This window comes from Streptomyces sp. NPDC050164 (assembly GCF_044459945.1).
Taxonomy (GTDB): domain Bacteria; phylum Actinomycetota; class Actinomycetes; order Streptomycetales; family Streptomycetaceae; genus Streptomyces; species Streptomyces coeruleorubidus_A.
Genome location: NZ_JBITJK010000031.1, coordinates 57,882 through 70,159, shown reverse-complemented (window position 1 = coordinate 70,159; position 12,278 = coordinate 57,882). Strand labels below are relative to the sequence as shown.

Genomic DNA, 12,278 nt, shown 5'->3' with positions numbered 1-12,278 from the left:
TGCTGTGAGGCGGAGTGGTCCAACGAGTGGCCCGAGCGTCCCTGCCCGGAGCCCTCGCGGACACTCCGGGCGCAGTGCGGCAGGAAGAGAACCGCGGCCGTGGAAGAGGGAGGGTGAGAGGCCGGTGAAAACCGAGGCGTGGACGCAGGCAGTACGGCACCAGCTCAACCTGGGCCGGCTGCTCCCGCTCGGCGGCCCCGACGACGGGACATGGATCACCGAGCAAGCGGCTGTCCGGGCCCTCGGGCGCGCGGCCGCTGAGATTCCCACTGTCCGGATGGAGACCCTGCGCATCGGGTCGGCACCGCTCGAGCCCGTATCCGAGCCAGCCGTCCGTCCCCCGGCCAGCGCGCTACCACCCGGCCCGCTCAGGATCGAAGCCGCCTTCAGAGCATCCCTCGGGCTTCCACTGCCCGAGACCACGGACCAGTTGAGGAGCACACTGCTCAACGCGGCCATCGAACGGCTCGGCCTGGCCACCGTGACAGCTGACCTGCGCGTCACCGATCTCCATGAGGGCCCGGAGACAGGCGTGAAGTCGCGGACCGCGGAGAAGGCCATGAGGCCCCCGCCGGAAGCCGCAGCCGCGCGAAGCTCGGCCCCGGCCACCGGAACAGGATCCATGCGGGGGCCCATCGGTGAGCTGGCCGACGTCGCAGCGGCCGTTCCGGGCGTCGCCCGCCTCACCACCGTGCTGGGAAGCCGCCCGGTCAAGGTGGAGAACCATGACGATCCACCCGGCCGACACATCGAGGTCCATCTCGCGGTCGCCTCCGGACACCATCCACTGGAAGTCGCCCGCGCCGTCCGGGCAGCGGTAGCCAGCGAAGCCACCAGTGATACCCCGGGCCCGGTGACCGTCGCCGTCCTCATCACAGAAACCGCAGCCTAGCCAGCCGTCAACGGCAGGCTCGACGCGCTGGGCCCGATGCCGGTGCCGCTTCTGCGGCCTCACCCTCGGCGCAGACCACACCGCGGCCACCGCTTGGCCCGAACACACAGACACCCGCCTCGGCCTTGCCATTTCTACTGTCGAGGCCTCAGCGCTCTCCGGATCAGCAGGAAGGCCGCAATGGCAATCAGAGTGACCCCCATGAGGATCACGACTGCCCCGACGATGCCCAGGAGCGTCCCAAGCAGAATCAAGATGGTCCCGATGATGAGAAGAAACATCGCGAGGACGGTCACGGTCGCCTCCTGTCCCCCCTCCGACTCTGACTCCTTCCGGCCATCTATCGCAATATTTCTGGATAAATCAACTAGTTTACCGCTCTCGCCGGTGCCCGCCTCGCTGGGGTCCGGCCCACCCACGGTCCGGCCTCGGTTCTGCCATGAAGGCGCGCGGACCGCTCCAGAAGCCCTGCCTGTCCTGTCACGGTGTGAGACCTGCCTGGCAGGGAACTCGCACTCAGATAGAGGGCCTGCGCTCGAAGCAGACGTCGTCCTTGCTCCAAGGTCGCGCGATGCGCTTCCCTCAGGGGGCAGCGGATCCCTACCTGCGGTCCGGTCTCAGCGGCTCCCGGGGCGGCGGCGAGCCATCTGCATCCCGGGGAGAGAGTTTCACCATCATGAGCAGAAACATCATGGTCCACCCCCCGCCCTCGGAGACGTCGGGCAGTGACTTCGCCCCATTGTCGAGAAAGATCGCTGATGCCGGCCTGCTGGGACGCCGTCCCGGCTATTACGCACTGCGGATCACAGTGGTGGCCGGCCTCTACTTCAGTGGGTGGGCCGCCGTCGCACTCATCGGCGACAGTTGGTGGACGCTGGCAGTCGCCGTCTTCCTGGCCGTGGTCTTCGGTCAGGTCGCCCTGCTCGCCCATGACGCGGCACACCGTCAGGTGTTCCGCCGACGCCGGGCCAGCGAGGTGTCCGGACGGATCGCCGGTGCCGCTATCGGGATGGGATACGGGTGGTGGCAGGACAAACACACCCGCCACCACGCCAACCCCAACCATGAGGAACTCGACCCCGACCTCGACCCCAACCTGCTGGTCTGGTCCCAGGACCAGGCCCGGGCCGCCAAAGGGCTCCCCCGCCTGATCGGCCGCTGGCAGGCGTTCCTGTTCTTCCCGCTCCTCACGCTGGAGGGCTTCAACCTGCACGTGTCCAGCGTGAAGGCGCTGGCCAATCGCTCACTCAAGCACCGAACGCTCGACGGCACCCTGCTGTTCGCGCACTTCGCGGTCTACCTGACCGTCCTGCTCTGGCTGCTGCCGCCCGGCATGGCGATCGCCTTCCTCGCCGTCCACCAGTGCCTGTTCGGCGTCTACCTCGGCTCTCTCTTCGCGCCCAACCACAAGAGCATGCCGATCCTGAAAGGCGTGGACCGCCCGGACTTCCTCCGCCGCCAAGTGCTCACCTCACGCAACGTGCGCGGCGGCAGGTTCACCGACATCGCACTGGGCGGGCTGAACCATCAGATCGAGCACCACCTGTTTCCCAGCATGCCCAGCCCCAACCTGCGCAAGGCCCGGACCATCGTCCGCAGCTACTGCGAGGAACTAGGCGTGGACTACGTCGAGACCGGGCTGATCACCTCCTACCAGCAGGCCCTCACCAGCCTCCATCAGGCCGGAGCACCGCTCCGGCACGCCCGCGTCCCCGCCTAGGGACGTGCGGCAGCCATCGGCGGCAGTGATGTGGTAGCCGACGGCACGCACCGGATACGACCAGCAGACCAACGGTGACCATGAGACGTGCGGAGCTGGTGCATGAGCGGTCCCGGCGCACCTGCTGGAAACGCCCCGAGGCCCACCCGGGGCTGGCCGACGTCATGGCAGCCGTTCCGGACCGTTCGGCTCACCGAGCGTTCAATTCGATCTGTCGGTGAACGAACCGGTCGCCATGGTGGCCACGCGCCTGTCCGACGTGAGCGAGTCTTACGTGCTCGTTCGAATATATCCAAGCCTCTTGGCGATGAAGTACCCAAGACCGAAGGTGCCGCAGAATGCGCTCACAGCGGCCATTGCCGTCGTCTTGAGGCTCGCACCGACGAGGGCGAGCACCAGCTCAGACATCAGTGTCACGCATGTCGACGCGAAAAGGATGACCCCGATGGAAAACCTGCGGATTTCGACGTCTTCCGATTCCTCTTGAAAAGTTTTACTTGCTGGAGGCGTCTGACCGGTTCCAGTCACAGGTGGCGTCTGATTTTTCACTCAATTCACTCTCTGGTTGACGGGTGGCGCGCTGCTCGCCACCTTCGTTCCGACGCCCCGTCGCCGACGACGGGATCTTTTCTTGCTCGTCGGGCGCAACATCGCCCCGTGGCCCCTAGGGGGTGTCCGCATGCTGCGCAGGTGCTCGGAGCGCTGGTTGTCGGGGATGTCGGCGGCGTTGAACGTCGGCTGCAGGTACGGCTCGGGCTTCTCCGGCGTAGCCAGCCACCGCTCCATGTCGGTGTTCCCGGCTTCCGTAATGGCGTACCGCTTGCGCTCGGGACCGCTGCCGGCCTCGATCCCGTCGACTTCGACGAGGCCGTTCTTCAGCAGCCGGGACATCGTCGAGCAGACCTGGCCGTAGTGCGGTGGCCGGTCATGACCGAACTCTTCATCGAAGGCCCGCTTGAGGTCGCAGCCGTGGTCGGGGCCCGGACTCCAGGAGCCCTAGGAGTGTGTGGCTGGTGGACATGCGCAGCACTCTACACGAAGTGTATACTCTGCATGTATACATCGAGTGCTGAGTTCACACGGGAGCATGGCCGCGCAGGTGGGGGCCGGTTTCCACGGCTTGCTGCCGCGTCTACTGCTGGGTTCCGGTAACCGGGTCCGGGCCGACAGGTGTCTGCGCCGGTGCCGGTGGCCTGGACCGTGGCGGGCTCCCGGGCGGCCGTCCGCGACAGGGCAGTGACCCGGCCTTGCCTGGAGCCCTCCGGCCCGCGAGCGCCCGCCGCCGCAGGAACTCGATCTGCGCGTTGGCCGAGCACAGATCGTCCGACGCTCCCTCTTCGGTCGCCGTCGCTGGTAAAGCGTCTCGGCGTTGAGTACGGACTGCGGCGCCCGGTCACGGCACAGCACCGCCATCAATGTAACCGTCCAGCTCAGCCACAGCCCGGGCGGCGGCGTCCGGTCGTCGGCAGCGCTTGTGGTCTGTGCGGCATCACCGGCAGCAATCGCCACCAGGGCGGCGCGGCGGACCCGTGCGCGGGCGTCGGCAGTCGCCGCCGAACGGCATACTGCCTCACGTAGCCGGCGCCTGGCCTCGGAGGCCGCCCAGTCGGGGTCGCCAGCGTCCGGGCAGTACCTGGTGGACGCCGCTACGGCGAGCGGCAAGACGGCGCAGAGCCCCACCAAGCCGCCGATCACTCCAGCCGCCGTGGCGGTCAGGGCACCGGACCACCCAGACGTCGGCACAGGGCATCACCTCGCGGGCATCGAGCGTGACGAGGAGTTCGGTGATCGCCTCGTGCGGCACGCCGAGGGTGAAGTACGCGTTCCACTCTGACATCCCGGAGTCCGCGTGCGAGCGGGCGCTCAGCTGCGGTACGACGGGCAGTCCGCCGAGCTCAAACGGGGAGCTCGCGAGGATCCACTCGACGCCACACAGCTCGTCCGGGCTCACGTACAGCAGAGTGTGGCGGGAGGTCGGCGACCGGCCGCCCGGTGCGGGTGGCGAAGCGGACCGCTCGCCGGGCTTCGTTGTCCCGACGGATCGGCACCTTCCGGCGCGGACCCGCGGCTGAGCCCTCCGCATCATCCTGTCGACCGTTCCTGGGTGGGCAAAGTGGCGACTTTCCAGAAAGTCCGCTCGATGGCCTGCCGTTGGGCGATCCTGACCAGTTCACGCTGACAGGTGTTCGGCGCGGTGGACGACCGTGATGAGGGGGTCGGGGCCAGGCGTCTCGAGTTCGTCGACCACGGCGACGGCCAGGTCCTCGGCGCTGATCCAGGATTGGCCGTCGGCGCTGATGAGCAAGGTGTCGCTGCCGCGCCGATAGCGGCCGGTCCGTTCGCCGGGTTCGAGCAGGGCCGGTGGACTCAGGTAGACGCAATCGGTATAGGCATGGGACTGGCAGGTTCGCAGCTGAGCGATTCCGGCGGCGGCGACGGCCTTGATTTCGGCGGGCACGTACGCCGGGTTGTCGGCGACCAGCAGATCGCGGTCGCCGGGGCTGCGCAATACACCGGCGCCGCCGACCACGAGGACGCGGATCCCGAGTTGTGCGGCGATGTCCAGCACCGTACGGGTAGCGCCGACCAGGAACTCCTCGTCGACCGGCGTGGTCCGCACGGTCAGTACGACGGCGTCCGCGGCGCCGTGGGAGGCGGAGCCTGCCAGCGCCTCGCGTATGGCGTGTGCGTCGTTCGCGTCGACGGCGATCGGCGTCACGTTCGGGTTCCTCGGGTTCTCAGCCGCGGGTTTCCGGGACAGAGCGATCACTTGGTGTCCGCGTGCACTGGCCTCGTTGATCACCCGGCTGCCGACCATCCCGGTGGCGCCCAGTACAGCGATCGTCATGCTTGTCTTCATCAGATCCGTCCTTCTCGTATGTGATCGTCGTGCATCTGGTCTTCTCGGATTTGGTCTTCTCGGATTTGTGCTTCTGCCAGCCCGCGGCGCGCCACGCGGCCCGACAGGTTCGGGACATTGAGCTGCGCCGCGAGCAACGCGGCCAGGGCGAGGACGAAGCCAGAGGTCTGCAGCAGGCTCAGTGACTCGCCCAGCGCGATGCCGATGACGGCCGCGACCAGTGGGGACAGCAGCACCAGCGGTGCAAAGGCGCCGACCGGCAGCTTTCCGATACCGCGGAACCACAGCGTGGACGCGATCAGCCCACCCACGCTGCCGAGCCACAGGTATCCGCCGGCGGCTCCGGTGTCGATGCGCGGCGGCGCCCCCTCGATCGCGAGGGCGAGCGGGAGCAAGAGGAGGCCGCCCGCCGTCAGTTGCCAACCGGTCAGGGTCAGTGGACCGACACCCGCGGGAAGGCCCCACCGCTTGGTGAGGACGATCCCGGCGGCCATGGCGGCCGTACCACCGAGGCCGGCGACGACCCCGACGGCGTCCAGCCGGGCCCGCGGCCCCAGTACGACGAGTCCGACACCGACCGCGCCGAGCACGCCCCAGGTCAATCGCCAGACCGTCGGCCGGTCGTGGAGCAGCGCGACGGCCAGCCCGGCGACCATCAGCGGCTGGGTGGCACCGAGAGTGGCGGCGACACCGCCAGGGAGTCGCTCGGCCGCCACGAACAAGAGGGGGTACAAGGCACCGATGTTGAGCGCGCCGAGGACGGTGGCCTTCCACCACCAATCCCCGCGCGGGAGCACACGGGTGATGGCCAGCGCGAGCAGCCCGCCGGGCAGGGCGCGCAGCATCCCGGCGAACAGCGGATGCCCGGGCGGGAGCAGTTCCGTGGTGACGACGTACGTGGTGCCCCAGGACGCGGGGGCGAGTGCGGTCAGTGCGACGGTGACCACCTGCTGCGCGTACGGGATTCGCGGCGAGTCCGGTGCCCGCTCGGTCGAGGTATGCATGTGATGAAGTCTCAGAACCAGCCCGTCATGAGTCCAACACATGCTTGTCATCGCAGCCATGAACCAGAACGATGACCGCGTGGATCTCCAGCAGATGCGCTACGTCGTCGCCGTGGCCGAAACCCGTAACTTCACCCGCGCCGCCGAGCGCTGCTTCGTGGTGCAGTCGTCGCTCAGTCACCGGATCGCCGGCCTGGAGCGGGAACTCGGAGTCAAGCTGTTCGCCCGGTCCAGCCGCCGCGTCGAGCTGACCCCTGCGGGAGCGGCGTTCGTCGCCGGCGCACGCGAGTGCCTGGCCGCCGCCGACCGCGCGGCTGCCGACGCCGCCGCCGCTACCGGCGTGGTACGCGGCCGACTCGCCGTCGGCGTGATCGTGACGACGGCTGCCGTCGACGTACCGGAGCTGCTGCAGCGGTACCGCGCCCAGCACCCGGACGTCCACGTCGCCCTCCGTTCCGGACGCAGCGATGAACTGGCGGCGGCGGTCCGGAACGGCGACCTGGACATCGCCTTCCTCGGCATGCCGGAGAGCGAACGGCCTTCCGGTGTGGAGTGCGTTGTTCTCGCTCACGACGAGCACGTGCTGGTGGTGCCGGCCGGGCACCGACTGGCGGGCGTTTCCCAGGTCACGCTGCGGGAGATCGCCGAAGAGACGTTCGTGGACTTCGTGAGCGGGACGCCCGCCCGGGCCCAGTCCGATCAGGCGTTCGCCGCCGCGGGCCTGGTCCGCGACGTCGCGTACGAAGCCGGCGTCGTCGAGCTGATCACCCGGCTGATCGCCCGCGGGCTAGGCATCGCGCTGCTGCCGTCGGCGTTCATCCGGCCGCGGGCCACCGACGACCCCGAACTGGCGCTCGTCCCGGTGGTCGACGGACCGCATCGCATCGAGTACCTGGCGTGGAGCCGCTTCAACCCCAGCCCTGCCACCCGAGCGATGCTCGACATCCTCGGGGTCGGGCCGCCGTCAACAGTGTCCTGACCCGCAACGGTTTCATCACGGGTGGCATCAACTTCTCGCGTCTGCCGTCGTTGACGTCACAACGGGGTCAGCCGTACGACGCCGACGGGCCGTTGAGCCGCGTCATGTCGCGTCCCGTACCGTGCCGGTGACCTCCGACCCCTTGACCTCCTTGTCGCCGTCGGCCGTGTTCAGCCGCAGCCGAAGGGACTCCACCGGCTCGGTCACCCGGTCGGCGATGGTGGGCACCTTCACGTCGACGCTCCGGCTGCCCGCGGGAATCTCGAACGACAGACGAGGTTCGTCCGGCATCCGCGACAGCGCCCGCTGCGGACTGGGTGAGACGTCGAAGTTCTCCTTCAGCCACGAGGGAGGGACATCCTTGGTGGACAGCTCGGCGCCACGGCGGACGGGCAGGATCCACAGATCTCCGTACAGGGTTTCGTCGGCTGCCGCGGACAGGCTGATCCGCCAGACCAGTTGCTTGCCCTCGGTGACGCGGTCGGCGACCGGTGTCACCCGCATGGTGGGCTTGGGGTCGTCGTTCTTCACGATGATCTTGCCGCGATGGGAGCCGACCACCGCGCCGTGGATCGACTTGACGAACACCGGCCGGTCGACCTCGTCCTCGTAGCGGTCGTCGCCCTTCACCGTCATCCGTACGTTGACGGGGGTGCCCGGGCGGACCGTCACCGTGCGCACGACCGGGTACTTGTGTCCCGACTCGTCCACGAACACCCGGACCTGGCCGCTGCCCTTGCCGGAGACCGTCACCGGCACCTGATAGGTGCGCGTGCCGGGGCCGCCCTCCTTGACGGTCGTACGGCCGACGTCCACGCGGGCCAGCTGAGCCGGCTTGACCGCAGGGGTGCCGGGGCGCCAGCCCCAGGCGTCCATCAGCCACGCCTGTCCGGACGAGGTGCGGGGGGTGAGGTGGAGGGTCTTGACGTGTGCCAGGTCGAGTCCGGCCCTGGCCGCGGCGGACAGCGGTACGCGGACTTCGCGCGCCCAGTACGAGGACGTCAGGCTGGTGCCGGGCAGGCCGTCGACGCGGACGCGGCCGAGAGTGGCCCGCTTGCCGGACGCGTCGGAGAGTGACACGTCCAGCCGGGTGCCGGTGGTGTTGGGCGGCACGATCACCCGCAGGGTCAGCGCCTTGGCGCCGGACAGGGAGACCGGGCGAGCGGGGCTGAGCCGGGTGGCGGCGCCGGACTTGGTCCAGCGCATGGCCAGCGCGGAGCGGCCGGGCTCCTTCTGTGTCTCCCAGAGGGCGAAGTGCGGCGAGGCCTGCTGGAGGCGGGACGGCAGGCAGGAGGCGGCCGGATCCGTGTCCACCTGGGCGCACAGTCTGCCGCCGCCGACCGTGGCGGAGGTGTCCGGCAGGAAGGCTCCGCTGCGCCCGGCGCCGACGGCGTGGGTGTAGACCCGGGCGGGCCCGGCGGAGGCGGCGCGCACGCCTGAGCCGTCGATCAGCGGGCGGGCCCGGTCGTCCCGGGCGACGAACAGCCGGGCCGCGGCGGCGATGTAGGTCGATCCCGCCTTCTGCTGCTGCTTGGCGGTCAGACGCGTCTTGGCGCCCTTCGAGCACAACCGGTCGTCGTGGTCGCCGGAGTAGGTGACGTCGTCCTCGGCGGGGGCCGCGGCCTGGCCGGGAGTCCACTCGGTGTTGAAGTAGTTGTGGTTCGCGCCGACCATGTAGACCGCGCTGTGCAGTGCCGTGCCGCGGCTGACACCACGCGTGCCGTCGACGTACGTCTCGCCCTGCAGATTGGGCATGTCGCCGTCGCAGCCCGGCAGGATCGTCATGGACGGCACGTCGGGGACGGGGTTCTGGGCCAGGGCGGAGGGGGCTACCAGGACGGTGCCGCGTATCGTCCAGCGGACGCGGCCCCGGTAGCCGTCCCGCGCGGCGGGCGGCGGGTACAGGCTGTCCAAAGTGGCCTGGTTGACGGCCTCACCGCCTCGCGAGTGCCCCACCAGCAGCACACGTCCCAGGTCGGCTCGGGGCGCCTTGCGCACGGCCGCCGGCGCCTTGGACGGGTCGGCGGCCCAGTCCGCCCAGTGCCCCAGGTGCAGCCGTATCAGGGACGACCGCAACGCTGCGCCGCCGTCCGCCCTCATCGCGTCCTGGGCGTTGATGCCGTTGGCCGAGACCGACACCGTCACATAACCCTGGGAAGCCAGCAGCTTCTGGTCGTGCAGGTGACCGCGGTAACTCGGCACCGGCTTCTGGCCGGTGCCGCACGGCCAGTCCGCGGTCAGCGTTCCTTCCGTGTCGAAGCAGGTGTCATGGCGGCCGTGCAGGAACAGCGCCAACGGCCGGCGGCCCGTGGCGCCGGCCGGCGCCACGACCACGGCCTTCATCTCCACCCGTGTGTCCAGCCCCGGCAGGCGCACCGACGGCAGGGAGTACTCGCCCTGGACGGTACGGAACGTGCCGGCGACACCGGGATCGATCTTGTGCACAGGGTTCACAGGCAGGGTTCCCGTCAGAGGCGACGGGGTCGAAGGGCCTTGGAAGCTGTGTCCGCGCCCGGCGTCCGTTCCCTCCGCGTCCAGCCGCCGTCCCGCGGCCTCGACCCTCAGATCCCGCGCCTGTCCGAGACGTACCCCGTCCAGCGGAAGCCGGAAGACGCGCCCGTCCGCGGCAGCCGCAGGATGCCCCAGGAGCCGGTTCCCGCTGCGGAACTCGATCCGGGCATCGCCCATCGGCACCCGGTCGGGTGAGCGCCACTCCAGCTTCTGCGTCCCGCCCGAGCCGGTGATCCTCCAGCCGTCGGGAAGGTGCGGTGAGGCGTCGGCGGACGGCCTCTGGGGCTCCGGGTCGGGGGAGGCCTGCACTGTGCCCGGCCATCCCCACGCCACCGCGAAGGCCGCCGCCACAGCGGCCATCACGCGCGGGATACGCATCACGTCTCGTTTCTCCTTGTCGTCGGATGCCACGCCGGACGGAGCTGGACAGCACTGCTCCCGGGCGCTCGGCGGCCACCGGAGCCCGGTGGCCGGGCGGCGGTGGGCGGTGCGGCTCGCACCGGGGAACGGCTGTGGCCACGGCGGACCGGCCCCGTTCACGGGCCGCTCCGGGCCACGCGACTACTCAGGTGCGGGGGGACCGAGGAGAGGGAGAATCGAGAGAATCGGGGTGTGACTGAGCATGGGACCAGAACCTGAGCAGCGGGCTTACCGAATGTCACCGAGGGGACGATCATCGAGGTCGGATGCGTTTTTCAGCGACCCCGGGGGTCACTCTGAAAAACGCATCCGGCCGAGGCACTCTCAGACCAACCCGTCCTGACCCCAACACCCGAGCGGGGCCGCAGGCACAACCGCCTGCGGCCCCGCCATGGCCGAGGGACCCCGCGCAGGCGTGGGGCGCGTCACTTCATGGGATCGCCTGTCGGCGTGGGTCAGTTCGTCGCGCGGAAGGTGGCATCGCTGCGGGCCGTCGTGGTGGTGATCGGGTCGAGGCGGAGCTCGTAGGCGTAGTGGCGGATGTACCGGTCGGGGTGGCTGTACGACTGGAAGGACGACCATGTCGAGTCGGCGAGGCCGGCGACCTGGCGGAAGGTGGCGTCCGCGGCGAACCGGGTGGTGCCGTCGTTGTAGGCCAGCTGGAAGTCGTAGTTGGAGTGCCGCAGGAAGTGGCCGGGGAAGTTCACCGACTCGAAGGAGACGGTGCCCGAGCCCGCCAGGCCGGGCCTCAGCCGGAACTGGGCGTCCGGGCCCGTGACGTTCTGGTCGATGCGCACGTCGAAGTTGGCGTGCCGTACGTACCGGTCCTGGAAGTTGAACGACTGGAGCCGCTTGGCCGGGGTGTTGGCCCAGCGTGCGAGCACACGGCTCTCCTCGGCGGCCGTCAGGTTGAGGATCGCGCCGTGGCGCTTCTTCGTCCCGCCCAGGTTGTAGCTTCCCGACGCCGGGAGCCGGTAGGTGCCGACGGCGGAGGGGTTGGTCGTCGTGACCGGCATGTAGCCGCGTCCGGAGGCGTACTGGTCGAGGTACAGGGTCCACTCGTTGCGGTCCCTGAACTTCATCCACATCGGGCCTTCGACCTGGGAGCCGGTCAGGCCGATGCCGGAGAGGTTGCCGAGGCTGGTCCACGTACCGAGGATCGAGTTGCTGCCTTCGAGCGTGATCTGGCCGTCGCCGGAGGCCCGTACGTAACGGAAGTCACCGACGCCGGACGGCACCTCGACGATCTGGGTGTCGATGATGTTCTGGGTGCCGGGGCGGTCGATGTAGAGCTGCGGGGTGGTGATGGTGCGGAAGTCGGTGGTGCGGGCGTAGTAGATGCGGTGCTTGAGCACGCCGCCCCGGGTCGCGTTCGTCGCCCAGTACAGGACGTAGTCGTTGGTCTCGGGGTTCCAGATCGCTTCCGGCGCCCAGGCGTTGCGCCCGTCGGGGATCGCGCCGGCGACGTTGAGCAGCCACGGCTGTGACCAGGTGACCAGGTCCGTGGACTCCCACACCACGAGGTTGCGGCTGGCGTTGTTCACGGACTGGTCCCACGACTGTCCGCAGCCGATGCACAGGTCGGTCGCGATGATCCAGTACTTGTCACCGCCGGGGGCTCTGACCAGTGCGGGGTCGCGCACCCCACGGGTTCCCACCGTGGAACGCAGGGTCATCCCGCCGCCGTTGAGGTCACTCCAGTTCAGGCCGTCCGTGCTGTGCGAGAAGTAGATCTGCTGACCGGTCGACCCCTCCCCGATGAAGTGCGTCATCAGGTAGCCCGGGTCGGCGGCGGCGGCCCGCTGAGCTGTGGTCAGGGCCTGGCCTGTGAAGAGGAGGCAGACGGCGAGCAATATCGTCGACAGCCTGGAGAGAAGCGCGCGCATGTGCAT

General features: G+C 69.3%; 10 protein-coding genes and 1 pseudogene. 4 read left to right on the top strand and 7 right to left on the bottom strand.

The window, feature by feature from the left end:
- Positions 1–124 precede the first annotated feature (124 nt).
- Positions 125–892: a hypothetical protein gene (locus tag ACIBNA_RS32045; protein ID WP_399168677.1), complete on the top strand. Its 768-nt coding sequence runs from the start codon at positions 125–127 to the stop codon at positions 890–892.
- 134 nt (positions 893–1,026) lie between these two features.
- Here ACIBNA_RS32045 and ACIBNA_RS32040 read toward each other — a convergent pair whose 3' ends face one another.
- Entirely contained in the window at positions 1,027–1,188 is a 162-nt protein-coding gene (locus ACIBNA_RS32040) for a hypothetical protein (protein ID WP_399168676.1), read from the bottom strand.
- Between the two features lie 380 nt (positions 1,189–1,568).
- Here ACIBNA_RS32040 and ACIBNA_RS32035 point away from each other — a divergent pair, with 380 nt between their 5' ends.
- Entirely contained in the window at positions 1,569–2,612 is a 1,044-nt protein-coding gene (locus tag ACIBNA_RS32035; RefSeq protein WP_399168675.1) for a fatty acid desaturase family protein, read from the top strand.
- 217 nt (positions 2,613–2,829) lie between these two features.
- Positions 2,830–3,099, top strand: coding sequence for a hypothetical protein (locus tag ACIBNA_RS32030; RefSeq protein WP_399168674.1), 270 nt, complete (start codon positions 2,830–2,832; stop codon positions 3,097–3,099).
- Between the two features lie 188 nt (positions 3,100–3,287).
- Here the strand turns inward: ACIBNA_RS32030 and ACIBNA_RS32025 are convergent.
- From ACIBNA_RS32025 to ACIBNA_RS32010, 4 genes and pseudogenes are all read right to left on the bottom strand, one after another.
- Positions 3,288–3,633 (bottom strand): annotated as a pseudogene (locus ACIBNA_RS32025) (PadR family transcriptional regulator); the annotation flags it as partial.
- Positions 3,634–4,182: 549 nt separating this feature from the next.
- Complete coding sequence (locus ACIBNA_RS32020; RefSeq protein WP_399168673.1) at positions 4,183–4,563, bottom strand: DUF317 domain-containing protein; 381 nt, start codon at positions 4,561–4,563, stop codon at positions 4,183–4,185.
- Positions 4,564–4,782: 219 nt separating this feature from the next.
- Complete coding sequence (locus ACIBNA_RS32015; protein ID WP_399168672.1) at positions 4,783–5,460, bottom strand: NAD(P)-dependent oxidoreductase; 678 nt, start codon at positions 5,458–5,460, stop codon at positions 4,783–4,785.
- Positions 5,461–5,471: 11 nt separating this feature from the next.
- Positions 5,472–6,476, bottom strand: coding sequence for an EamA family transporter (locus tag ACIBNA_RS32010; RefSeq protein ID WP_399168671.1), 1,005 nt, complete (start codon positions 6,474–6,476; stop codon positions 5,472–5,474).
- Between the two features lie 79 nt (positions 6,477–6,555).
- Here ACIBNA_RS32010 and ACIBNA_RS32005 point away from each other — a divergent pair, with 79 nt between their 5' ends.
- On the top strand, positions 6,556–7,455 hold the full coding sequence (locus ACIBNA_RS32005) for a LysR family transcriptional regulator (RefSeq protein ID WP_399168717.1): 900 nt from the start codon (positions 6,556–6,558) through the stop codon (positions 7,453–7,455).
- Between the two features lie 102 nt (positions 7,456–7,557).
- Here the strand turns inward: ACIBNA_RS32005 and ACIBNA_RS32000 are convergent, their stop codons facing one another.
- Together ACIBNA_RS32000 and ACIBNA_RS31995 are read right to left on the bottom strand one after the other, a co-directional pair.
- Positions 7,558–10,347: a hypothetical protein gene (locus tag ACIBNA_RS32000; protein WP_399168670.1), complete on the bottom strand. Its 2,790-nt coding sequence runs from the start codon at positions 10,345–10,347 to the stop codon at positions 7,558–7,560.
- A 494-nt stretch (positions 10,348–10,841) separates the two neighbouring features.
- The gene (locus ACIBNA_RS31995) at positions 10,842–12,272 is read right to left on the bottom strand and encodes a glycoside hydrolase family 43 protein (protein ID WP_399168669.1); all 1,431 of its coding nucleotides are present in this window, start codon (positions 12,270–12,272) and stop codon (positions 10,842–10,844) included.
- Positions 12,273–12,278 lie beyond the last annotated feature (6 nt).